Here is a 24,252-nt window from a genome sequence, read left to right as displayed (position 1 = left end):
TGACACGACTTTTGTCACAGTCCCCTTATTTGCAAACAAACAGTGTTTAAGAGACAACCTCTCCACTAAACGGTGTTCATTCAGCTGACTCTCGGTATTTGCTCAAAAAACGATAAAATTTGAAAAGCTATTTTCTCTTTTGTTTCTCTAATACTCGGATCAGAACGCTGATTTCACATTCTCTTTTTCTTACATCTTATCTGGTGCATGAAGTCCTAGCAAACGAAGGTCTTCTTTCAATAATACAGTCACTGCATAAACTAGAGCTAAGCGTGCTTCTTTTTGTTCATCATCAGCTAAAATCTTCGTATGAGCATAGTATTTGTTGAATGCTTGTGCTAATTTGATTGCATGTTTCGCAATCACTGACGGTTCGTATTTTTCCCCAGCAGACAAGACCGTTTCAGGGTATTTTTGAACTAATTTAACCACTTCCCAGCTGGTATCGTCATTCAATGCATAGTCTGCTGTTTCTGAAGGGACAAATCCTGCTTTTTCCAACAGGCTGACTGCACGAGCATGTGTATATTGCACATAAGGTCCAGTTTCTCCTTCAAATCGAACAACTTCTTCCAGGTTAAAGTCAAATGTATTCAGTCGATCGTTTTTCAAATCGTGGAAAATGACTGCCCCAACCCCAACTTGTTTAGCTACAGCATCTTTGTTTTCCAAATCAGGGTTTTTCTCGCTGATTTGTTCTTTAGCAGATTGGATTGCTTCATTTAATACTTCTTCTAATAAGACGATCTTTCCTTTACGAGTTGATAATTTTTTACCACCTTGCGTGATCAAACCAAATGGAATATGGTGCATGTCGTCAGACCAGTCAAAGCCCATTTCCTTCAAGACAGCTTTCAACTGTTTAAAATGATAGCTTTGTTCATTCCCTACTACATATAGAGATTGTTTGAAGTCGTAAGTACGTTTACGGTACAATGCAGCAGCTAAATCACGTGTAATGTACAGTGTCGCACCGTCTGACTTCTTAATCAACGCTGGATTCAGGTCATAAGCAGATAGGTCAACGATTTCTGCACCTTTATCCTCGTTCAGCAAATGTTTTTCTTCTAAAAGTTTGACGATTTCATCCATCTTGTCATTGTAGAAAGCTTCACCGTTCAACGAATCGAAATGTACTTCCAGCAGATCATAGATTTTATTGAATTCTTTCATCGATTCATCACGGAACCATTGCCATAATTGAATAGCCTCTTCATCGCCTTCTTCCAGACGTTTGAACCAAGCACGAGCTTCTTCATTTAATTCTGGTTCTGTTTCAGCTACTTCATGGAATTGGACGTATAAACGAAGCAATTCATTGATTGGTTCTGCTTTAACAGCTTCTTCTGTACCCCATTTTTTGTAAGCGACGATCAGTTTTCCAAACTGTGTTCCCCAGTCACCTAAATGGTTGATGCGGATTGGCTGATAACCGATTTTTTCCATAATGAAACCGATCGAATTACCGATAACTGTCGAACGCAAATGTCCCATTGAGATTGGTTTGGCAATATTAGGAGAAGACATGTCGATTGGTACTGTTCCTTGATTCCCGATATTGCTATCCCCATAATGTTCTTTTTCTTTCACTACTGTTTGCAAAACTTTTTTGCTGATAAGTTCTTTGTTCATGAAAAAGTTCAAGTAAGGTCCGACAACTTCGATTTTTTCAAAGTTGGCAGAATCGATTTTTTCTGCTAAATCTGCAGCGATTTGCTGTGGCGCTTTTCGGTAAACTTTTGCTAATGAAAAGGCTGGAAATGCAACATCTCCGTGTTCAGCTGATTTTGGATTTTCTAGTAATTGTTCGACTTGTTCCAGTGTTAAATCATCTTTGACAGCGTCATAGACAGCTTTTGCGACAAGATCTTTATTATTCATCTTTATTCCTCCTAAAGTGTTCCCTTGATTGTTAAACAAAAAAAATCTCTAGCGACGGCATACTTAGTATGCCATCACTAGAGACGAGATTTCCCGCGGTACCACTCCAATTGTCCTAAAAAAGGACCAGCTCCATCTGATATCGGTAGACGACCGTCTGTTTAAAACAGAATTCTCCAAGTGCGCTTCGTTGTATCTTCTTCATTCGGCTTCCACCACTTCCGAATTCGCTAGCCAAGAATGATACAAGTACTCTCTTGTTCAACAAATCTTAGTCTTATTAAACTTTCTTGAATTATATCAGAAAAAAAAACGAAAGGCTAGTCGTTTCATAAAAAAACAATCCAGATGGCCTAAAGGAGAAGAAATACCACCTGGATAGCTATAAATCATTTCGTAAATACGAAAGACTTAACAAATTAATTAGCTACGATAATCGTTCCTTCTTCAGAAGCTAAAAGATTCTCGATATTTTCTAAAGAAGTGATGATTGCCTTAGCGTTTGGTTTTGCTTCAACAAATGCAATAGCTGCTTCTACTTTCGGAAGCATGCTTCCTGGAGCGAATTGCTTTTCATCAATGTATTGTTTCATTTCTGAAACAGTAACAGTTTCTAATTTCTTTTGATCTGGTTTTTGGTAATTGACATACACATTGTCTACTCCTGTCAATACGATCAGCAAATCCGCATCAATGATTTCGGCTAATTTTTCTGAAGCAAAATCTTTATCGATTACGGCTTCTCGTCCTTCTAATCCAGTAGCTGTTTCTACAACAGGAATCCCACCGCCACCAACAGAGACTGTGATAACTCCTTGATCGACCAGCGTTTCGATGACACGTGCTTCTTTAATCGAGATGGGTTTAGGGGAAGCGACTACTTTTCTCCATCCACGTCCAGCATCTTCTTTGAATGTCACAGTGGAGTCAGCATTCATTTGTTCTTTGGCTTCTTCTTCCGTGTAGAATGGACCGACTGGTTTACTTGGATTTTTGAAGGAAGGATCATTTTCATCCACAATAACTTGAGTGACTAAAGAAACCACATCTTTATCGATCCCTTTTTCCTTCAGTACTTCGCCCATGGCGTTTTGTAACCAGTAACCGATAGATCCTTCTGTCATTGCAACACATGTATCTAAAGGCATTGCCGGTGTTTTCTCAGAATCAGCAGCTTGCTGCTGAATCAATAGGTTACCGACTTGCGGACCATTTCCGTGGGAGATGATCAATTCATCTCCTTGTTCGATAAATTTCACTAAATACTTTGCTGTTTCCATTAACGCTTCTTGTTGGGCTTTTGCACTTGCATCCGTAGACAAGATGGCATTGCCCCCTAAAGCGACAACTACTTTTCGTTTGGCCATTTCATTCGTCCTTTCTTCAGTTCTACCGAATTTTCTAGATAACAAAACGAGCCAGCGTTTTGTGATTTTCCCTCAATGCTGACTCGTTTTTTCGTGAGATGAATGTGGTTATGCTTAAACGCGAGGGATAAACAAGTTACCTAATGTTGCTGCCATGATCGCTTTGATTGAGTGCATACGATTTTCTGCTTGGTCAAATTGACGAGCATATTTGCTGCGGAAGACTTCATCTGTTACTTCCATTTCAGTGATGCCAAAGCGTTCTTTCATTTGTTCACCGTAAACAGTGTTTGTATCATGGAAAGCTGGCAAGCAGTGCAGGAAGATCAAACGATCTGTGTTGTGTGTTTTTTCTACCATTTCCATATTGATTTGGTAAGGTTTCAACAATTTGATACGTTCTTCGAATTTATCTTCTTCACCCATTGATACCCATACATCAGAATAAAGGACGTCTGCTCCGTCTACACCTTTATCAACATCGTCGGTAATCATCAATTGTGCACCGGATTTTTCAGCAAAGCCTTCTGCCATTTTGACGATTTCTTCTTCAGGTTGTAATTCTTTTGGTGCAACGATACGCATATTCGCTCCTAAAATTGCACCTGTGACTAATAAAGAGTTAGCCATATTGTTTCGACCATCTCCGCAGTAAGCAACAGTGATACCTTCTACTGTTCCAAAGTTTTCTTGGATAGTTAAAAAGTCAGCGATCATTTGTGTTGGATGCCATTCATCAGTCAAGCCATTCCAAACTGGAACACCAGAGAATTCTGCTAGTTCCTCTACCATTTTTTGACTGAATCCACGGAATTCGATTCCGTCAAACATACGTCCTAGTACTTTAGCTGTATCTTCTGTGGATTCTTTTTTACCTAATTGGATATCATTTGCACCTAGATATTCAGGATGTGCACCTAGATCGATCGCTGCAGTAGTAAATGCAGAACGAGTACGTGTAGATGTTTTTTCAAATAAAAGCGCAATATTTTTTCCTTCTAGATAGTGATGTGGGATACCACGTTTTTTCAAGTCTTTCAAGTGTTCTGAAAAATCGATCAAATATTGTAATTCTTCTTTTGTAAAGTCTTTTTCTGCTAATAAGCTTCTTCCTTGGAATACTGATTCTTTCATATTAAACATTCTCCTTTAGATTGTTTTTATTTAAGATTAAAGAGGAAATCCCGACGGCAGCTGACAGTAAGACTGCCGTCAGGAAACAAATTACTTCAAGTCTTCACGGACAAGTGGTTGGCTCATGCAGCGTGGACCACCACGTCCTCGTGACAATTCACTTGAATTGATTTCTAACACTTTGATGCCATAGCTACGAAGCAATTCGTTCGATACATAATTTCGGTTATAAGTGACTACAACACCTGGAGCGATTGCCAATGTGTTTGATCCATCATTCCATTGTTCTCGAGGTGCAACGATCTCATCTCCATTACCAGTTGGGATCAGTACAAGATCATCTAATCCAAGAGCAGCTTTCATCGTTTCGTGTAAGTTATCTGAATGAGTAATCTTGATATCATCACCATCTGGTTCGATTGTAAAGACATCCATCTTACCGTCTTTACTTTGAATTGCTGGATGGATAGTGAATTTATCGTGATCTACCATTGTAAATACGGTATCCAAATGCATCATTGCACGGTTGTTTGGAATTTTGATTGCTAACACTTTTTCAAATCCTGAATTTTTTGCGAATAGGTGGCGTGCTAATTTTTCTAAAGCTTTCGCATTAGTTCGTTGAGAAATCCCAACAGCTACTACTTTATCGCTTAAGATCAATTCGTCTCCGCCTTCGATATGATCTGGATTTTCACGATCCAACCATACTTCGATTCCTTTATTTGCAAATCTTGGATGATGTTTCAAAATATATTCTGTAAACATCGATTCACGACGACGTGCTTCAAAAGTCATCTTATTGACTGTCATCCCATTTCCCATTGATGCGGAAGGGTCGCGTGTAAAGTACAAGTTTGGCATTGGGTCCATGTAAAATGGATAGTCATCGTCTGCTGACAGATCGTATAGACTGCTAGAACGTACTTCGATATCTTTTGTACGAACCCCAGCCATGATTTTATCTACCATTTCTTGCGTTTCCATTGATAGAAGGAACTCATGAAGACCCTCTCTTACAGCATTCGATGCAATATGAGATTCATCCAACATTTTATTCAAGAATTGTTCTTTGACATTGCCTGCGTCAATCGCTTCTGCCGCTAATTTTTCCAAGTAAAGAGTCTCGACGCCTTCATTTTGCAATGTCTTTGCAAAGTTGTCATGTTCTTCTTGAGCAATCGGAAGATATGGAATATCATCGAACAACAGACGATCCATAATATCTGGTGTCAAATTTTCCACTTCTTGTCCAGGCCTTTTCAGTAAAACTGTCTTTAATTTCCCTATTTCAGAGAAAACGTGAATAGGTTTATCCATGTTGTGTTGCCTCCTTCTTTTTGATCACATGTATAGGATATCCTCCTTTTGTAATCACTTTCATAATTTTGTCTCATTCAAAATGAGACATTCCTCACATTAATATTCGATAATTAAATAATTAAACGTTTTTCTATTTTTAAGCGTAATTTATTCATTTTTTATTCTGTATACACTTTCAAAAAAATATTTATTCATTTAAAAAATTTTTTTGAATAAATTAAAAAATAAATTATATTAGCGTTGTTAGCGTTTACTATATGTATTATTGTTGTTTTTTATACGCAAATCATTCGCTTCAAAACAAATTATTCAATACCATTGTATATTTTTTACATAATAACAAATTATATTTGTAAAGTATTAAAACTTGTTTCTAATGTTGGTATGTTAAAACTTTACAAATTCTTTAAAAAAAGTGACAATAAATATAGTGAACAATAAGGAGAGGACTTTTTAATGCGTGTTAATAAAATCGATTTTCACTTTTCAAAACTCAGATATCAACCTGATTTTGAACATTTCTCGGATGAAGAGTTCCAACAGATCAAGGAACATACTGTTCTTCGTTCTTATAAAAAAGGACAGATCCTTTTCGACGATGGTGATCCCAGACAACGGTTGTATATCTTGACCAAAGGACTCGTTCGTTTAGAACGTTATGATGAAAGTGCAACTTATTACTACTATGACTATGTGAATACAAATAACCTTTTTCCTATGTCAGGAATGTTTGGAGAAGAGACCTACACTTATACAGCTCAAGCGCTGACTGATATTGAAACATTCTACCTTCCTGTTTCCTACTATGAAAAATTAGCACGAAAAAATCCCGAACAGTTGATCTATATGATACAAAAAATTTCTAAAGTAGTTGAAATACATGAATTGCGTATCCAAATCGGATTGACCTCTAGCGCCTTTGACCGGGTAAAACAAAATTTATTCATTTTGAAAGAAGAATTGGGCGTACCAACAAAAGATGGTCATATCACCATTCCTTATCCGATCACCTTAAAAGAATTAGCAGTGAATAGCGGCACGACACGTGAAACTGCTGGACAAGTAATCAAACAACTACGTGATTCGGGACTGTTAGATTATGACAAAAAGCGTTTTACTTTCTGTAAGACAGCTACTACTCCAGCTATGAGAGAATAACGCGAACAAAAATAAGCAGTGACCCTGATAAATATCAGGGTCACTGCTTATTTTCCTCCCTAAAACTTCTGAAAGATCCGGCAGTTTTAGATCACTGGGCAAGACTCAAAGATTTTCTATGTGTGTTTCAGTTATGTAATATTCACTGTTTGCAAAAAATACTGATAGATTAACTAGAGGAAGCGTCTTGTCCTCATCCGACCTAGATTATTCGATATTCCTCGACAATAAACGATTAATCAGAGAGGCAATCAGAGGAACGGATAATGATGAATAAGCTGTAAAAAATAGCAAAATAACAATAATGATTAAAAGTATGTAAAAATAGGGCTTTGACAAAAGCGTGTCACAGCCCTTATTTCGATTAAACGGTGTGTACCTGTCAACTCTTCGGTCACAAGTCATAATGTTCATAAACATGAGGCGCTGTTTTTTGAAATTGTTCCTTGTGAATCAGAGTTAAACGACAGGCTTACGAACTCTTGATTAAACGGCGTTCAAAAGCTTGCATACGCGGTAATAAGAACAGCCAGGTCAAAAACATGAGAAGCCGTTTTTCCTGGGCTGTTCTTATTACTTGATGCAGGGCAGATTTTTCACAACCTCTTTATTCAGATAAAACCAAGCTTGGATCAGCATTCAACTGATAGCTAGCAAAATTTCTTTTTTGCATTTCCACATGTGCTGCTGCTCCAATCATTGCAGCATTATCTCCACAAAGTCGAAGAGGGGGAATCACTAGTTCTACCTCAGGGAGTTTAGTTGCCAAAGCATCCTGCAATCCTTCACGCAACCCTTGATTGGCCGCTACACCTCCAGCTACAATCAGTTGCTTGACTGGATAATTTTGACAAGCTCGAAGTGTTTTAGTAATCAATACATCGATCACACTTGCTTGAAAGCTAGCTGCTAAATCATTTTTGTCTAGATCTTCTCCACGCTGTTGTGCATTATGCACCAAATTGATAAATGCACTTTTTAATCCGCTAAAACTGAAATCATAATTATCTTCATGGATCATCGCTCGTGGAAAATGGTAATTATCTTTTCCCTGATGAGCTAGCTGATCGATTTCTTTTCCGCTTGGGTAAGAAAGACCTAATACTCTTCCAACTTTGTCATAAGCTTCTCCTGCTGCGTCATCTCTTGTCTCCCCAATGATTTCATATGATCCATCTTCTTGCATATAGACTAATTCTGTATGTCCTCCGCTAACAAGAAGTGCCATCAATGGAAACTGGAATGGTTTAACCAGACGGGCTGCATAGATATGCCCTGCCATATGATTTACAGGAATAAGCGGCAATTGGTGTGCCCAAGCAAAAGCCTTAGCTGCAGAAATACCAATCAGCAACGAGCCGACAAGTCCTGGTCCATAAGTGACAGCGACTGCCGATAAATCTTCTGCCGACACACCAGCTTCTACCAGTGCATCTTCCAAGCATAAGGTGATTTGTTCTACGTGATGGCGGCTAGCTACTTCAGGAACTACGCCACCAAAACGTTTATGACTGTTTATTTGAGAAGCAACGATGTTAGATAAGATCTCTGTTCCATTTCTAACGACCGCTACACTCGTTTCATCACAACTTGATTCAATCGCCAGAATCAATTCTTCATTCATTTCATCGTCTCCGTTTTTAACTTTCTGCTCATAATTATCGCATCTTCCGTCGGATTGCGATAATATGATTTCCGTTTACCTAATATACGAAACTTTTCTGATTCATAAAGTTTTCTTGCTGCTTCATTAGATAGACGTACTTCTAAAAAAACATGCAGCGAATCTTTTATTTGTTCCGTAATCAGTAATTGTAACAAATGCCGTGCATGCCCTTTTCCTTGTTCTGAAACTGCAACAGCAATATTTGTGATCTCGACTTCATCTATTACTTTCGAGTATCCAATAAAGCCACAGATCTGGTTATCTTCAACTAAAAGCAGATAATCAGAGTGAGGCTGTTGGATGTCTGCCAAAAACTGCATTTTCGTCCAAGGTGAACCATGTGGATAAGCATTTTCGCTAATCATCCATACGCATTCTGCCAAGTACGCTTCATCAAAATCTTTTTTTCTGCAAATCAACTAATCTCACTCATTTTCTAAAAGTTTTATCATATCCAACGCATCTTCTTTTGTTTCAGTGTAATATCTTTTTTTGATCGTTGTTGCTTGAAACCCCAATTTCCGATAAAGTCTTTGTGCATCTTGATTACTCATACGCACTTCTAATGACATCGTCTCACAGCGATTCATTATAGCAAAGTTCTCGATTTCGTCAATAAGCAGCGAACCGATTCGTTTACGCTGATATGCCGGTCGAACGGCAATATTCGTGATATGGCAATCTAAACCGAACGCTCTTGAACCGATAAAACCAATCATTCTTCCATTATCAAAGATACCTAGATATAGATGAGGAAGCGGTGACTTCAATTCTGATATAAAGGCACTTTTTGTCCATGGCAATTCGCCATTATAGACTTCTCGTTCGACATCCAGCAGCTCTTTGATATCTTCTGTAGTCAATTCTCTTAGTACGTAACGACGATCGATTTGTTCGATTGTTTTTTCTGTATAAATCATTTTATCTTGAAAAAAGCTTCTGGCATACGCTCTAAATTTTTTCAACATAACTTTCGTCTCCAGGTGTGTGCGTCTCCAACCATTTTTCTTCTGCTTCTACTCGTTTTAAATAGCGAGGAAGAAAAGCTTGTTTCTCTGCAACTGGTTCAGCTAAAGTACCTAATTGAGCCACAGTTACACCACTTGGAATATCCCATGCTGGAACTGTATTAATCGTCGCACTAGGCAATATTTCCTTTATTTCAGAGAAGAATTTGTGACAATCACTCCCGACGAAACAAATAGCTTCATTCAGCTTTTGTAGTTGTGTGAACAAATCAGAAGCAGAAATATGTACATCTTCAAGTACAGTTTCTAATCTATTTTCTTTCCAGCGGTATGCCCCAGCGTATACATTTTTTCTTCGAGCATCAAACATGGGCACAATAATTTTATTCACACCGATGCAATTAGCCGCGATGGTTTTCAGACTAGATACTCCTACTAGCTCTTTATCTAATGTATAAGCAATCGTTTTTGCTGTCGTTACACCTATACGAAGCCCTGTATAAGAACCGGGACCATCAGAAACCGCGATTCGGTCAATGTCTTTTGGACTTATTTGAAGATCTGCAAACAATTGGTCGATTGCAGGCATCAGTGTTACACTGTGGTTGCGTTTGATATTTGTTTGTATTTGTCCAAGAATTTGTTCGTCTTCTACCACACCGATCGCCAAAGTTTGGTTTGCAGTATCTATTCCTAATGTAATCATATATTTGATCCTTTCTGCTATGACATTCTCGCCTTCCATTGTAGCATACTTTTTTATTCTGAGGATGAAAATACCAAAGGCAAAACTAGTACAATGATACATGATTATCTGCTGGCGGGCAAATTTTGCCCCTTCCTGAAACACAAAAAAGCTGCGGTATCACTCCATTTCCCCACAGCTTTTCCATCTTTTATTTCGTTGATTCTCGAATAATCAACTCTGTTTCCACAATAATCTTTCTTGAAACCGGTGCTTTGGAATTACTTAATTGAAGAATCGTCTCCACTGCTAGCTCTCCCATCCATTCGGTATAAACTTTTACAGTAGAAAGAGAGGGCGTTACATATTTCGCTACACTGACATCATTGAAACCCATCACAGAAATATCTTCTGGTACCACTAAACCTTTTTCTTGAATCGCTTTCAGTGCGCCAATCGCTAATGCATCATTAGCTGCAAAAAGCGCATCAGGAACATGCGGATTCGTTTTTAAATACTGCTTCACTGCTTGATATCCTGACTCGACAGAAAAATCTGCTTCGATAATTAGACCTTCGTCGTAGCCTTTTTCTGCCAAAACTTGTTGAAATGCCATAATTCTGGGATCTTTTAGCCGCTGATGGTTTTTCTTCGTATATTCTGTTCCAGCAAGCATAGCGATATGTTGCGCTTTATGGGAGACAAAGTGTTCAATGACTTTTTGAACACTTGACTTAAAGTCGACAACTAGAGAGTCGATTCCTTGAGAAGTGCCGTCAGAATCTACCAAAAGCAAGGCATTTTGGGATCCTTTCATTTCTAATAACTGAGCTTCGTCGAATTTTCCTAGTGCGATCGTTCCATCTGCCGGAAGATCACTAATGGAATCCCACGTTTCTTTCAATAAAGTAACGTTTGCTTCTTCTGCCTTTTTTTCAATTCCTAGGCGAATAGATAAATAATAAAGATCTTCAAGCTCTTCCGTATCGTCGTACCACTGGATCAGGCGAAGCGTTTGCTTAGTATTTGCTGCATTTTTACGATGTTTCGTATAATTTAAGCGTTCTGCTGCTTCAAAAATTTTTTGCTTTGTGGCTAAGCCAACGGAAAGATCAGGATCATAGTTGAGAACTCTTGAAACAGTAGCAGGAGAAACTCCTGCCAACTGCGCAATGTCTTTAATTGTTGCCATTTGTCTCTCCTCCTTTTTTACGTTTATAAAATCGCAGTAAATCGTTCAAACGCTGCCTGTCCTTTTTCATCTCGCTTGAATACTCCAGCGTCTTCCAGTACACGTGCAAAAACCTGACCTACAGATTTTTGTACGACATCGGTGACCGTATCTTTCGTCAAATCAGGATGTTCTTTTTTTAATTGTTCTGCCCACGGACGATGATATTCAGCCATCTGGTTTTCTTCTCCTAATAAGAAATGCTCTACTTCTACTAGTTCTGGTTTCAAACGAGGTGGTAAAACAGCAAGCCCCATTACTTCGATCAACCCAATGTTCTCCTTTTTGATATGTTGGACATCTTTATGTGGATGAAAAATCCCATCAGGATGTTCTTCTGAAACATTGTTGTCTCGAAGGACAAGGTCCAACTCAAAGTAATTGTCCCTTCTTCGTGCAATTGGCGTAATCGTATGGTGTGGTGTACCATCTGCTGAAAAAGCTCTGATAGATACTGTTTCATCCGAATATGCTTTCCATTTTTCCAATACTGAGTTAGCTGCTTCAATAAGCAAGTTTTTCTCTGTTGATTGCAAACGGATCACAGACATCGGCCATTTCACGACTCCTGCGATGACTTGCGGATAATCTTCTAGTTTGATAAGTTTTTCTATCGGTGCTTTTGCCATAGGAAATTCATGACGTCCTGCCTGATAATGATCATGAGAAAGAATCGATCCTCCAACAATTGGTAAGTCAGCATTCGAACCAACAAAGTAATGAGGCAAGACTTCAGTAATCCGAAGCAGTCTAGCAAATGTTTCCTTTGTGATTTTCATCGGGCGGTGTTGTTCTGATAAAATGATCGAATGTTCATTGTAATAAGCATAAGGGGAATATTGGAATCCCCAGCTTTCACCGTCTAGATTCATTCGAATAATCCGGTGATTGGTGCGGGCTGGATAGTTCAAGCGACCTCTATATCCTTCGTTTTCCATGCAAAGCATGCAGGTAGGATAGTCTACTTTTACCGCCTCGCGTTCTGCTGCGATTTGTTTTGGATCTTTTTCTGGCTTAGATAAATTGATTGTGATTTCCAGTTCACCATACTCCGACTCTGCCGGAAATTTGATGTTTTTTGCGATGGCTCTTGTTTTGATGTAGTCATTTTTCTTACTTAAATTAAAGAAATACTCAGTTGCTTCCTCTGGGCTTTTCGAATAGTGCTGTGCAAAGAATGCATTGACGACTGAAGGTGGCGGTGTGAGAAAATCCATTAATTGCGCTTCAAAAATCTCTTGTTCTGCTGGCAATTCTGAAAGAACACCATTTTCTCTTGCCTTAGCGACAAGCTGATCCAATAAGTCTACAGATTCTTCCTTAACTGGTCTTACTTCAATGCTTTCTAGAGCATCTTCTCCTACCATCCCTAAAAGACGATTCTGTAAATATAAGCGGTCCATTTCCATCCATCCGCCAGCTTCGATCGCAAGTGTGGCAAAATCACAAATCGTTTGACTGATTGACATATCTCATTCCCCTATTCTTCATAACCATTTGGATGGCTGACATGCCAATCCCATGCTGTTTTGATAATCGCTTTGATATCTGTGTATTCAGGTTTCCAGCCCAGAATCTCTCTCGCTTTTTCACTTGAAGCGACTAATCGGCTAGGATCTCCAGCTCTTCTTGGTGCTATTTCTGCTGGAATTTCTTTTCCTGTCACTTCTCTAGCTGCTTCCAGCATTTCCTTGACTGAGTATCCTTTGCTGCTGCCTAAATTGAAGAAGTTGCTTTCATTTCCTTCTTTCAAGTATTCCAAAGCTAAAATATGTGCAGCAATCAAATCTTCTACTTGAACATAATCTCTGATACATGTTCCATCTGGTGTATCATAATCGTCTCCATAAACAGCCAAGGCTTTTCTTTGACCAAGAGCTACTTGTAAAATGATTGGGACAAGATGCGTTTCTGGTGTATGATCTTCTCCGATAGATGCATCTGCTTTTGCTCCGGCTACATTGAAGTAGCGCAAAGCGACATAGCGCATGCCATATGCTTGGTCACACCACTTCATCATTTTTTCCATCATCAATTTACTTTCACCATACGGATTTTTAGGATTAGCTGGTGTATCTTCTGTGATTGGAGACTCTTTCGGCTCTCCATAAGTTGCTGCAGTAGAAGAGAATACGATTTTATTCACGTTGAACTCGTGCATGACTTCAAGTAAGATTTGCATACCGTATACGTTGTTGTTGAAATACATCAATGGTTTTTCGACAGATTCTCCTACTAAAGAGCTTGCAGCAAAATGGATTACTCCTTCAATCGGTTCCTTTTCAAATACGGAACGTAGAAATTCTTTATCCCGGATGTCTCCTTCATAAAAATGAGCATCTGGATGTACTGCTTGTTTGTGACCTGTGAGCAAATTATCTACCACAGCTACTTGATACCCCTTTTGAACTAGCTGGTCTACAGCGTGCGAACCGATATAACCGGCTCCGCCTAGTACTAAAATTGTCATAAAAAACACTCCTTTGATTAGTAAAATTGTGTTTGTTGATTCTATATAATTTAAAAAAACGAAGTTTACTTTTATGGTGAAAACAAACAAAGTAAAATTTCGTAAATTCATATGGTAAATTTATAATAAAACATTTAGTAAACATTTTCAAGGATTTTTTGCAAAGGTTTACAAACAAACGTAAAACTAGCCTTTTTTTCTCTTTTGTTCCATAATAGATATAACAAATAATAAATGAGGTGGATTCAATGAAAAAATTTGTATCTGGAATATTAGTAGGAAGTCTGGCAACAGCCGCTGCCGTTGCTGGTTTGGTTGCTTCTGTGAAAAAAACAGTGATCGATCCAATTGACGAAAAAGAAGCAATGATCGAAGAAAACCGTAAAAAAGCAATGCGTAAACGCGTTTCTCGTTAATAATTATTTAAAAATACGCATGAAGACTTTCTAAAAAACATATAAGTCATCATGCGTATTTTTATTTGTCAGTCAATATAAGTTGTGCTATTTTATCTGCCTGCCTCAGATTCCATGGATCTGTATAAGGTCTAGCTACTGCTGCAGTTAGCCAATCCACACCTTCAACAGGTATTCCATAGCAATAAAAGTCAGACTGGATTTTCCCTGAAGCATCAATCACGCGATTCGTACCTCGCTCAACATCTATAGCTTCTGAATGATAACTTCCTGTATTATCTGAAAATGAAAAAGGGCGAACAAGTTTGTTTTCCTTCAAATTTTTTATGACAGGATTACTTGAACGAGAAAAGCTTGTTTGTGGCAATCGAGCTTCAATCAAATAGCGACTGCTGATTTCTTTATCTTGTAGAGAAATAACATAGCGGTTGTGCTTTTGCTGAATATCAAATGGCGGTTCGATCAAATGAAAAATACCCGCATCTATCAGTGCTGCTAATTCTTTCGTCCGAATGATTGGCGGACCGATCGTTAAAAAGCTATTTAGATGAGTAAACCATCCCCATAGTATTTCTTTGTATTCCTTAGCAGAAAAAACGTGCCATTCAATAGCCTGCCGGATTGGATCACGCCAGTCTTTTAATGCATCAAATGTTGAAGCAAATGCTCCTGTGCAATTGCCTTTTTCCGCTTCTTTTATCTGCCCTTCAATAAATATTCGGCTAGCTTCTGAAAAGGGCTCATTCTGATAGGCAAGAGGAGTTTCTAAATACGACCAATCCCATCTATAAGGGATTAGTGCTGGATGCTTTCCGAGACACTCCTCTGAAGAGAGGGAGAGAAAATCATGCTCAAAATTTTTCTTTGGAATCGGCAAGTGATATTCTTCGATGATTTTCTTGTAATAAAACAACTCAACGTCTTTTTTCAGATAGTCAAAAAATGTTTCGCCAGTCAAAAATCCCGACTGATGCCATTGCTCCAGGTTTTCTTTTGTTAGTAACCGTGGCCATGCCATTGCTCCGCCTTGCTTTTGATTTCTTCCTCGAGGGTAATAAGGGAGCCCCCTTCTTGATCCACTGTATACAATCGGTTCCTTGCCTGATGGATGATAGACCAGTTTTCCCTTTTCGTTCTCGAAGCGCCCTCCTCTTGATACTGTAAACAATCCGACATAATCAAAAAAACTTAAGCCTAGACCTCTTAAAAAGACATTTTCTTTAGGCGGTATCTTCGAAAGATCTACATCTGCAGGATTAGAAGGAAGCTGATACAGTAAAACATTTTTCTTTGCGTAGTCTACCCACACTCTTTCTTCTTCTGTCTCATCATTTTCCCAGTGACCGCTTGCTAAAACAAGCTGATCGATAGAATAGCTTTGCCGATCTGTCTGTAAAAGATAACCATCTTTTCTTTTGCTTACTTTTTTACTAAAGAATAAACAAACTGAATAGAAGCTGGAAATTCTTCTTGCAACTTTGAGAAAAACCAGCGTTGATAGAGTCCGTATAAACATCGAGTAGATTGCTGATCTTTTTCCAGACGATTGATTTCTTCTATAATTAGTTGCTTATTTTTGGTTACCGTCTGTTCGATATAATCTGTAGCAGGTCCTTTACTCCATTGAAACAAGTTGGGTCCCTGTGTTACCAATCCTCCACTGGACAATGTTTCATCTGTAAAAAGCGTCACTTGTTGAGAAACAGAATTCATTAATAACTCCGGTGGCTGATTCAACCGCCAAACTCGACCTCCAGGACCATTGGGATCGAAAAGAAAAAGTTCAAGAGAATGTCTGTCCTGATTATTATGGAGAATCCTTTCTGCTACACTTAATCCTCTAGGTCCGGCACCAATGATCCCTATTTTCATTTGCATGCCTCCATTTCGATAAATTTTTTCAATAAAACAGCATGGTTCTGATGTTCATTTTTTGCACCATAAACAAAAGTAATGACTGGATGTTCTTTCATAAGTTGACTGAGTTTAAAAATAGCTTGCTTCTTTTCTTCTTCGAAAATCAATTCTTGCTGGTATTTCTTTGCAAATGAAGCAAATCGTTCTGGTACATGGTCAAAAGTTTTGCGTGCTTCATTACTAGGTGCAATTTCTTTCAACCACAGATCTAACTGCGCTTTTTCTTTTGAAATTCCTCGTGGCCAGAATCTATCCACGAGTATTCTATAGCCATCCTCTTTTTCAGCATCAAGGTAAACACGTTTTAATTTGATCATAGTTGTTTCCTTCTTTCTGCCTTTTCGCTTAGCTTATATATGTAGATAATAGCACAAAATAAAAAAAATAAACGGCACAACTATCCATTGCGCCGTTCATGTGATCTTGGTCAAAATCTAATGATTGATTCGGTTTTTAAAGCTGTCATACAATCATCTGTTTTATACTTTTTTACTTTTGATTTTTCCAGACCATCCGTCATATCCACCCTTAAGTAAATAAATCTCTTGATAACCTGCTTTACGTAATTTATTTGCTGTACGGATGCTCAAACTTTTCTTTTGATCGTAAATATAGACAGGCTGGTCTTTTCGAATAGATCCTAATGAATCTTTCAAAACAGTGTAAGGGATGTTTCTTGCACCTAAAATATGCCCAGCATCAAACACATCTTTTTCGCGAACATCGATTACTTGTGCTTTTCTCATTCCTTCTCGAAATTCTTCTTCTGTCAAAGTCGTTGCTGAACGTTTGGCCATTACTCGTAGATAGACTTCCCAAAGGATGATTGCAAGCACAATCAATAGCAAAATGATATTAATTACCCATAAAACCATGTAATGCCTCCGTTTTTTTAAGCAAATTTCAAGGCTAATGAGGCAGCACCAATGACACCAGCTTCATTACCAAGCTCTGCTAATTTGATTTTTGTTGATTCTCTTACTTGCGGGAAAGTAAATTCTTTAAAATATTTCTCTACACGGCTACGTAAAAATTCTCCTGCTGCCGATACTCCTCCACCTAACACGATACTTGACGGATTTAATGTATTCCCCAAGTTTCCGCAAGCTAAACCTAAGTAGAAGCATACGCGATCAACAACCATCAATGCAAACGGATCGTCTTCTTGAGCCATTTCAAAGATATCTTTACTTGTTACTTCTTCTCCGTTGTCTAGCATTGCTTTCAGTTTTGAATCCCCTGCGTATTCTTCTGCCAAGAAACGACCTAGGCGTACCACACCTGTAGCGCTAGATACAGTTTCTAAACATCCGCGTTTACCGCAAGTACATTCGAACCCTTCAGGATCCACAGTGATATGTCCGATTTCTCCTCCAGCTCCGCTCACGCCGTGAATCAAATTTCCGCCAGCAACGATACCTCCGCCAACACCTGTTCCTAGAGTAACGAATACAACGTCTGGATCGTTTTCTCCAGCACCTTTCCATCGTTCACCTAAAGCAGCAACATTCGCATCATTATCGATAGCGAATTTGATTCCTGTTCCTGCCTCGATCAGTTTTTTCACAAATTGAACTTCTGTCCAGTTTAAGTTATACGCACCAATAACCGTTCCAGCTTCGCTGTCCACGCTTCCTGGGGTACCCATGCCGATTCCGATAAAGTCTTCGGCTTTCATATTATATAAATTCAAACGATGATTGATTGATTCAATGATTTCAGGAACGATATGCTTACCATCATCCAAAATATTGGTATCGATGCTCCATTTTTGCTGAATCTCTCCTTCTGGTGTTAAAATTGCAAATTTTGCTGTTGTTCCACCTAAATCAATCCCAATAATCTTCTTGTCCATTACAAATTTCCTTTCTTTCGGCTTTCTTCAATTCGGTGCTCTCTTTTTAATATGCGCCACGCTGTCATGTATGTATCATGATCAATCAAACGGCTATCATACAGATTACGCAATTCGATAGTCATTAATTCAATGTCATAGATGCGTGCACCCACATAGATAAAGATGCCAAATTTTTTGAACAGCTGCTGTACATCATATAAGCTCTCCATCTTTAAGCACTTCCTTCATATTATACAAGTAAACCATATTTTTTTAAACCCAGTAAAATACATATTACAAAAAGAAATACAAAAACTAGTGTAGAAAGAATCCTTTGGTGTATCGAATAGCTTGTCTGTTGTTTCGGTAGACCCAAAACATTCCCTAACACTAATCCGCCAATTAGCCCACCGACATGTCCCCAAACATCTACAGAGGTATCCAGAAGACCAAAAACAAATGTCAACACAATAAATAAAAGAAAATGTCTGACTAGCTGCTGGATCGCTGGGTTATGTTTAAAATGAAACCCTAAGATAAACAACGCACCGAACAAACCGAATATCGAAGTACTTGCACCACCAGACAGAACATTCGCTTCGTTAAAAGCAAAGCTTGCTGTATTTCCCATTATCCCGCTGAACATATAAATCAAGAAAAAACGCCAATGGCCATAGATTGCCTCGATTTGCTGCCCCATAAAATACAGTATCAGTGAGTTCATTACGAAATGCATCAGTCCAAAATGGATGAAGATTGGTGTCACTAAACGCCACCATTCATTGAAGTGAACAAGATAAGGACCATACATTCCGGCATAATAAGGGATCTCAAGTCGCGGAAATAATTCCATCATGAGGAAGACTGCTGTCTGTATCCCTAAAAAAGCATAGGTCCATAACGGTCGTCTTAACCATGCACGCAATTTTATTTGCTGTTGATAATTCATGAAAACCTCCCATTTCATTTTAGTCAATAAACAATTGTTGGATCTTCTGATCAAAGCTCTCCGGTTGCCATTGTTCATTCAATTGTTCACGAAAAACAAGGCTACATGTTTTTTTATGAAAATTATTTAAATACCGGTCGTAATAACCACCGCCAAAACCGATTCGATAACCGGCTCTATTGTAGATAATACCTGGTACAATGAGGAGATCGATCATCTCCGGCAAATAGAGCTTCTCTGATTGTGGCTCAAGAACACCAAAACTCGAACGTACAAGAACGGACTGTTCATCCATTTCATAAAACGCCATCTGACGTTTCGGCAAAGTTTTAGGTACAACTATTTTCTTTTGTTCTTTTTCTGCTCGTTGGATAACCGGCTGTGTATCCAGTTCAAATTCATTCGATAAAGTCGTCCCTATCACTTTTGCTGACTTCCAGTACTCGCTGGCGAATAGCTGTTTATAGATTCGCTGTTCTTTTTCCTTTTTCTTGCCACTTTTGGCCAGATTTTTCAGCTTTTCGATTCCTTTCCGGCGTAATCTTACTTTCAATTGGTCCAAAAACTCACCCTTCCTTCTCTCATAAAATGGTATAGGAAAAAAAGAAAAATAGCAATCGAACTTTCAAATAAATGCATAAATAGAATAAAAAGAAGACCTAGAAATGATTGGCCTTCCTTTTTTAATGAATTTCAACTGTTCAGCGCGTGTTTTTGTCTGATAAAAAGTGCATACAGAAAATATGGCGCACCAAAAAGGGCAATCAAAATTCCTGTAGGTACTTCCCCACTTGGTAGAATCACTCTAGCAACCATATCTGCACTAAGCAGAAAAATGGAACCGAACAAACCGCTCAGAACAAAGGTCCAGTTATTTTCTTTACGTACGACTAGCTTCGCAGCATGAGGAGCTAGTAGTCCTACAAAAGATAAACTACCTGTCACCGCTACACTACCGCTTGCCAAAGCAACAGCTAACAACAAAAGGATTTTTTGACTTTTAGCCACGTTAAGGCCTAATCCTTGCGCGCGTTCTTGACCAAATGATAGCAATCCAATCCTCTGTGCATAAAGTCCTCCTAGCGGAATTAAGATAACCGCCCATGGAAGCAATGCCCAAACATAAGGCCAGCTCGCACCCCAGATTGATCCCGCTAACCATGCATTCACAAATCCATAATTTTCCTTAGATAATTGGATCGTGCATAGCAATGTTAATGCAGAAAGGCCGGCATTAACGGCAATACCGGACAATAAGATTCGATTCATACCCAAAAAGCCATTTCGATCATAGGCCGCAAGATAGACACAGCAAGCAGCTAAAACACCACCTAGAAAGGCTACAACTAGCAATAGAAACGGCAGCGAATAGTGCGAAAAGAAACCTAAATAAAGCATCACTAAAAATCCTGCTCCGGCATTAATGCCCAATATACTAGAATCTGCCAATTCATTTCTTGTTACTCCTTGCAAGATATAACCAGAAACGCCAAGACAAGCTCCTGCTAATAAACTGATCAGTAATCGAGGAACTCGAAATTCTCTAACAATCAGCGCCAAAGAAGATGATTCTTTCCCTATGAACGTGGCAAAAAGCTGATCCAGGTAAATAAAAGGCGTACCAATCATTAAACTACCTATAGACAGGATGACAAGTACAAAAAGCAAGAAATAGAACGTCCAATATATTTTTTTCACCGTTGTTCCCTCCTTACTTGTATCAGTAAAAACGGAACGCCAATCAATGCAATGACTAATCCAAAAGGTGTTTCAAAAGGGGGATTGATCATCCTCGCTGTAAAATCCGCCAACATAACCAATCCACCGCCAACTAAAAAAGAGACAGGTAGAACATAACGATAGTCCGTTCCAACCATTCCGCGAACAACTGGCGGAACCAACAGCCCAATAAATGAAACAGGTCCGACTAACGAAACGGCAATGGCTGCTAACACTGCAACTAGACAGAAAACAATCAACCGCGTTCGTTTAGGATGACTTCCAAGAGCTAATGCATGTGTTTCACTCAAATGAATCAAAGATATTGCTTTTCCTAATGAAAAAGAAACCAAAACAGCAAGTATATATAAAGGAAACAATACTGCTAATTGTTTCCATGTGATATTGGCAGCTCCGCCTACAAACCAAAAAGCAAGATCCTGCTGCAGATTAAAGAATTGGGTAAGTGCTTGGCTGATAGCAGTAAAAAAAGAACTAATAGCTACGCCAGCTAAAATCAGCTGTAAAGGATTCATGCCCATTTTCGAAAACTGCAAAAAACCAAATACGAGCAAAGTTACAGCAAAAGAACCTGCCAATGACATTAGAAACACAGAAAAATCAGAAGCTTTAGGCCAAAAAGCAAAACTAAGGGCCATTGCCAACGAAGCACCCGCGTTGATTCCTAGTAAGCCTGAATCTGCTAAAGGATTTCTTGTCACTCCTTGCATCAATGCACCGCTCAATGCAAAACAACTCCCTACAAGAAATGCTCCCGCCACACGAGGCAAACGAATATTTCGTATGATTTGGTGACTTTGTTTTGATCTATCAAAATCAAACAACGCCTGCCAAAAATCTGCTTTTCCCACAGTCGCTGCGCCATTTGAAAGAGCAACAAAAAAAATAATCAAAAGAACAAAACAGACCAAAAGCAGGAGTCTATTTTTCTTCATAGTCCTCATAATTGATCCTCCTGCTCTTTTGGCAACAAATCATAGGTTAGAAAAACTGGTTTATTTGTTCTTGGAAGCGTGACAATCGTTGCATCAATCTCAAATATTTTTTTCATACACTCTTTTGTGATCACTTTTTCAGGTGTACCTTCTGTGATCAACTTACCGTTTTTCATTGCTAATAAATAATCTGAAAAACGTGAAGCATGATTAATGTCATGAATCGACATCAAGATCGTTGTTTGTTTCATTTGATTGATTTCAGTCAATAACTGTAGGATCTCTAATTGGTGTGCCGGATCTAAAAATGTTGTCGGTTCATCCAAGATCAAGATATCTGTTTCCTGAGCAAGCGCCATAGCGATCCAGACACGCTGGGTTTGTCCACCAGACAGCGTTGCGATATCCCGCATACGAAATCCAGCTAGACCTGTAGCATCCAACGCCCACTCGATTGCTTCATGATCTTGCGTGTCCATGCCACTGAACAGTTTTTGATAAGGGTATCGTCCGTAAGATACTACTTCTTCTACTGTCATACCTGTAGGGTGTTCACTAGTTTGTGCTAATAATGCAATTTTTTTTGCAAGTTCTTTTGAACTGTATGTAGAGATATCAGAGTTATTGACAATGATCTTTCCTGATTTCACAGGTAGTATACGGGTAAAACTTTTCAATAAAGTAGATTTTCCACTTCCATTTGGCCCAATCAAACTAGTGATTTTCCCTTCAGGAATCGTAACAGACATGTTTTCAATGATTTTTTTGTTTTCGTAGCCGGCTGCAATGTCAGCTGCTCTTAATCTCGTCATTTCACCCATCCTTTCGCTGAAAATCATTCTCAATTATGACGCTGTTTCAACATTTCGTCAAGCGCTACTTTCATATCTATAGCCAAATGAAGCGGTTGACAGCGTTCGAAATATCAGGAATAATAACCAATGAGAAAGATTCTCAATTATGTTAGGAGGAAAGAAATGAAATTAAAAACAAAAGTATTCACATTATCTAGCATATTGCTGCTGGCTGGAGTACTGAGCGCTTGCTCCCCCTCTTCAGATAAAGAAACAGCTACAACTGCCAATTCGACGACTTCATCCAATAGTACTCATACAGTCACAGATACACTTGGACATAAAGTAGAGATTCCAAACGCGCCCAAACGGATCATCGGCAGTTACTTAGAAGACTATCTGATTGCACTAGGGGAAAAACCTATCGCCCAGTGGACTGTTGGCAGTGGTTCCATTCAAGATTATCTGCAAGATGATTTAAAGGATGTCCCAACGATTTCTTATGACCTTCCTTATGAGAAAGTGTTAAGCTTTGAGCCTGATTTGCTGTTGATTTCTTCTTCCGCTACTGTCGAAGGCGGGAAATACGAACAATATAGCAAAATCGCGCCAACTTATGTTGTAAAAAACGGAACAGATGTCACATGGGAAGAACAACTAAAAGATGTCGGCAAAGCTTTGGCAAAAGAAAAAGAGGCAGAAAAGATCATTTCCGATTATCAAAAATCCATCAAGAAAACTCGAGAAGAACTAGCAGATAAAATCGAGAACAAGACAGCTGCAGTGTTGTGGGTGACCAACAACTCAGCCTTTATGGTCAGCAAAAATCGGTCAAGTGGAAGAATCGTATACGACGATCTGGAATTTGGTGTTCCTGATCTAGTGGAAGAGGTCTCCAAAAAAGCCACTTCTGACTGGTCTGCTGTTTCCTCTGAAAAGCTAGCTGAATTAGATGCTGACTACATCATCCTTGTGAACAGTGACAAAGATGCTGCCATGTTCAATGAACCAAGCTGGAAGAATCTTAAAGCAGTGACAGACAATCATGTACTGCAATTCGGACCTGAATCTAGTTGGCTATATAACGGACCTATTGCCAGTCAGGAAATGGTCAATGATATCAAAGAAAAACTAAATTGATTTTAACTAAAAAAAGCATCTTCACGATTAGTCGTGAGATGCTTTTTTTCTTATTAACAAACTAGACGCATAGATTTTATTCTTCTTTTGAAGCAACCCTATTTTTTACTCTTTCCCATTTTTGAAAACGATGGGCATATAGATTTTCTTGATCCGTTATCCCCTCATACTCCTCTATAAGGGCGAAGTCTGAAAAATCAATATTCCCAATATACGTATCGCCTTCAAACGTGCTATCGATCAATGTTCGCCAGATCCGACCAGTGTAAGGAAGAAGTTCTTGAAAAATCCGACTACCACCCGAAACATAGATATCTTCTGAGATCGTTTGACTATACGACAAAAGTTCATCGATCGAATGCATTACTTCCGCATTTTCTTTCGTGCGAAAATTTGGTTGCGTTGTCAACACGATGATATGGCGATAAGGAAGTGAAAGATCCCCCATTCCTTCATAGGTCTTTCTTCCCATCACTAAAATTCGATCCATTGTATGTTCGCGAAAGAAACGCATATCATTTGGCAATCGCCATGGTAACAAACCATTTTTGCCGATCAGACCATTTTTATCTTGTGCCCACATGGAAATAAACATATTATCCGCTCCTTATGATTTTAGATGTTTTGAGATAAAAAAAGTC

At 38.8% G+C, this 24,252-nt stretch carries 24 protein-coding genes and 1 pseudogene; 3 read left to right on the top strand and 22 right to left on the bottom strand.

Features of this window, described 5'->3' with window-relative positions; all coding sequences use genetic code 11:
- Nucleotides 1-189 precede the first annotated feature (189 nt).
- The 4 genes from argS to arcA form a co-directional block, all read right to left on the bottom strand.
- Nucleotides 190-1,881 (bottom strand): arginine--tRNA ligase, encoded by a 1,692-nt coding sequence (gene argS, locus RBL01_RS04845; RefSeq protein WP_002326914.1) that lies wholly within the window; start codon nucleotides 1,879-1,881, stop codon nucleotides 190-192.
- 419 nt (nucleotides 1,882-2,300) lie between these two features.
- A complete protein-coding gene (gene arcC, locus RBL01_RS04840) occupies nucleotides 2,301-3,248 on the bottom strand; it encodes a carbamate kinase (RefSeq protein WP_002339976.1) in 948 nt (315 codons plus the stop codon).
- Between the two features lie 114 nt (nucleotides 3,249-3,362).
- Entirely contained in the window at nucleotides 3,363-4,382 is a 1,020-nt protein-coding gene (gene argF, locus RBL01_RS04835; RefSeq protein WP_002288437.1) for an ornithine carbamoyltransferase, read from the bottom strand.
- 90 nt (nucleotides 4,383-4,472) lie between these two features.
- On the bottom strand, nucleotides 4,473-5,702 hold the full coding sequence (gene arcA, locus RBL01_RS04830; RefSeq protein WP_002288439.1) for an arginine deiminase: 1,230 nt from the start codon (nucleotides 5,700-5,702) through the stop codon (nucleotides 4,473-4,475).
- Nucleotides 5,703-6,161: 459 nt separating this feature from the next.
- On the opposite strand from arcA, the gene RBL01_RS04825 reads away from it, so the two are divergent.
- The gene (locus RBL01_RS04825; RefSeq protein WP_002319000.1) at nucleotides 6,162-6,863 is read left to right on the top strand and encodes a Crp/Fnr family transcriptional regulator; all 702 of its coding nucleotides are present in this window, start codon (nucleotides 6,162-6,164) and stop codon (nucleotides 6,861-6,863) included.
- Nucleotides 6,864-7,470: 607 nt separating this feature from the next.
- On the opposite strand, the gene tsaD is transcribed toward RBL01_RS04825, so the two are convergent.
- The 7 genes from tsaD to galE form a co-directional block, all read right to left on the bottom strand.
- Complete coding sequence (gene tsaD / locus RBL01_RS04820; protein ID WP_002293887.1) at nucleotides 7,471-8,487, bottom strand: tRNA (adenosine(37)-N6)-threonylcarbamoyltransferase complex transferase subunit TsaD; 1,017 nt, start codon at nucleotides 8,485-8,487, stop codon at nucleotides 7,471-7,473.
- Nucleotides 8,484-8,948, bottom strand: coding sequence for a ribosomal protein S18-alanine N-acetyltransferase (gene rimI / locus RBL01_RS04815; protein ID WP_002293888.1), 465 nt, complete (start codon nucleotides 8,946-8,948; stop codon nucleotides 8,484-8,486). The genes tsaD and rimI (RBL01_RS04815) overlap by 4 nt, the downstream gene beginning before the upstream one ends.
- Nucleotides 8,949-8,954: 6 nt before the next feature.
- Nucleotides 8,955-9,497, bottom strand: coding sequence for a ribosomal protein S18-alanine N-acetyltransferase (gene rimI / locus RBL01_RS04810; protein ID WP_002293890.1), 543 nt, complete (start codon nucleotides 9,495-9,497; stop codon nucleotides 8,955-8,957).
- Nucleotides 9,481-10,203: a tRNA (adenosine(37)-N6)-threonylcarbamoyltransferase complex dimerization subunit type 1 TsaB gene (gene tsaB / locus RBL01_RS04805; protein WP_002326913.1), complete on the bottom strand. Its 723-nt coding sequence runs from the start codon at nucleotides 10,201-10,203 to the stop codon at nucleotides 9,481-9,483. The genes rimI (RBL01_RS04810) and tsaB overlap by 17 nt, the downstream gene beginning before the upstream one ends.
- Nucleotides 10,204-10,393: 190 nt before the next feature.
- The gene (locus tag RBL01_RS04800) at nucleotides 10,394-11,374 is read right to left on the bottom strand and encodes a LacI family DNA-binding transcriptional regulator (protein WP_002326912.1); all 981 of its coding nucleotides are present in this window, start codon (nucleotides 11,372-11,374) and stop codon (nucleotides 10,394-10,396) included.
- Nucleotides 11,375-11,397: 23 nt separating this feature from the next.
- The gene (gene galT, locus RBL01_RS04795) at nucleotides 11,398-12,882 is read right to left on the bottom strand and encodes a UDP-glucose--hexose-1-phosphate uridylyltransferase (protein ID WP_002288451.1); all 1,485 of its coding nucleotides are present in this window, start codon (nucleotides 12,880-12,882) and stop codon (nucleotides 11,398-11,400) included.
- 11 nt (nucleotides 12,883-12,893) lie between these two features.
- Nucleotides 12,894-13,883, bottom strand: coding sequence for a UDP-glucose 4-epimerase GalE (gene galE / locus RBL01_RS04790; RefSeq protein WP_002288452.1), 990 nt, complete (start codon nucleotides 13,881-13,883; stop codon nucleotides 12,894-12,896).
- 248 nt (nucleotides 13,884-14,131) lie between these two features.
- On the opposite strand from galE, the gene RBL01_RS04785 reads away from it, so the two are divergent.
- Complete coding sequence (locus tag RBL01_RS04785; protein WP_002288457.1) at nucleotides 14,132-14,299, top strand: DUF3042 family protein; 168 nt, start codon at nucleotides 14,132-14,134, stop codon at nucleotides 14,297-14,299.
- 61 nt (nucleotides 14,300-14,360) lie between these two features.
- Here the strand turns inward: RBL01_RS04785 and RBL01_RS04780 are convergent.
- The 10 genes and pseudogenes from RBL01_RS04780 to RBL01_RS04735 form a co-directional block, all read right to left on the bottom strand.
- A pseudogene (locus RBL01_RS04780) lies at nucleotides 14,361-16,171 on the bottom strand (FAD/NAD(P)-binding protein).
- On the bottom strand, nucleotides 16,168-16,533 hold the full coding sequence (locus RBL01_RS04775; RefSeq protein WP_002288459.1) for a DUF488 domain-containing protein: 366 nt from the start codon (nucleotides 16,531-16,533) through the stop codon (nucleotides 16,168-16,170). The pseudogene RBL01_RS04780 and the gene RBL01_RS04775 overlap by 4 nt, the downstream one beginning before the upstream one ends.
- 162 nt (nucleotides 16,534-16,695) lie before the next feature.
- The gene (locus RBL01_RS04770; protein ID WP_002288461.1) at nucleotides 16,696-17,091 is read right to left on the bottom strand and encodes a rhodanese-like domain-containing protein; all 396 of its coding nucleotides are present in this window, start codon (nucleotides 17,089-17,091) and stop codon (nucleotides 16,696-16,698) included.
- Nucleotides 17,092-17,108: 17 nt separating this feature from the next.
- Nucleotides 17,109-18,071: an ROK family glucokinase gene (locus RBL01_RS04765; protein ID WP_002288462.1), complete on the bottom strand. Its 963-nt coding sequence runs from the start codon at nucleotides 18,069-18,071 to the stop codon at nucleotides 17,109-17,111.
- Nucleotides 18,071-18,283 carry a YqgQ family protein gene (locus RBL01_RS04760; RefSeq protein ID WP_002293902.1) on the bottom strand — a complete coding sequence of 71 codons (213 nt, stop codon included), beginning with the start codon at nucleotides 18,281-18,283 and terminating at the stop codon, nucleotides 18,071-18,073. The genes RBL01_RS04765 and RBL01_RS04760 overlap by 1 nt, the downstream gene beginning before the upstream one ends.
- A gap of 20 nt (nucleotides 18,284-18,303) precedes the next feature.
- On the bottom strand, nucleotides 18,304-19,002 hold the full coding sequence (locus RBL01_RS04755) for a rhomboid family intramembrane serine protease (RefSeq protein ID WP_002289885.1): 699 nt from the start codon (nucleotides 19,000-19,002) through the stop codon (nucleotides 18,304-18,306).
- 19 nt (nucleotides 19,003-19,021) lie between these two features.
- A complete protein-coding gene (locus tag RBL01_RS04750) occupies nucleotides 19,022-19,564 on the bottom strand; it encodes a 5-formyltetrahydrofolate cyclo-ligase (RefSeq protein ID WP_002289886.1) in 543 nt (180 codons plus the stop codon).
- Nucleotides 19,565-19,695: 131 nt separating this feature from the next.
- Complete coding sequence (locus tag RBL01_RS04745; protein ID WP_002319727.1) at nucleotides 19,696-20,700, bottom strand: FecCD family ABC transporter permease; 1,005 nt, start codon at nucleotides 20,698-20,700, stop codon at nucleotides 19,696-19,698.
- On the bottom strand, nucleotides 20,697-21,686 hold the full coding sequence (locus tag RBL01_RS04740; protein ID WP_002293904.1) for a FecCD family ABC transporter permease: 990 nt from the start codon (nucleotides 21,684-21,686) through the stop codon (nucleotides 20,697-20,699). The genes RBL01_RS04745 and RBL01_RS04740 overlap by 4 nt, the downstream gene beginning before the upstream one ends.
- On the bottom strand, nucleotides 21,683-22,489 hold the full coding sequence (locus RBL01_RS04735) for an ABC transporter ATP-binding protein (RefSeq protein WP_002319728.1): 807 nt from the start codon (nucleotides 22,487-22,489) through the stop codon (nucleotides 21,683-21,685). Before RBL01_RS04735 ends, RBL01_RS04740 begins: the two co-directional genes overlap by 4 nt.
- A gap of 165 nt (nucleotides 22,490-22,654) precedes the next feature.
- On the opposite strand from RBL01_RS04735, the gene RBL01_RS04730 reads away from it, so the two are divergent.
- On the top strand, nucleotides 22,655-23,611 hold the full coding sequence (locus RBL01_RS04730; RefSeq protein ID WP_002293906.1) for an ABC transporter substrate-binding protein: 957 nt from the start codon (nucleotides 22,655-22,657) through the stop codon (nucleotides 23,609-23,611).
- A 76-nt stretch (nucleotides 23,612-23,687) separates the two neighbouring features.
- On the opposite strand, the gene RBL01_RS04725 is transcribed toward RBL01_RS04730, so the two are convergent.
- Nucleotides 23,688-24,206: a dihydrofolate reductase gene (locus RBL01_RS04725; protein WP_002296121.1), complete on the bottom strand. Its 519-nt coding sequence runs from the start codon at nucleotides 24,204-24,206 to the stop codon at nucleotides 23,688-23,690.
- Nucleotides 24,207-24,252 lie beyond the last annotated feature (46 nt).

This window comes from Enterococcus sp. SB12, from assembly GCF_030910025.2.
In the GTDB taxonomy this organism is placed as follows: domain Bacteria; phylum Bacillota; class Bacilli; order Lactobacillales; family Enterococcaceae; genus Enterococcus_B; species Enterococcus_B faecium.
This window is presented reverse-complemented; position numbering and strand designations above follow the sequence as displayed.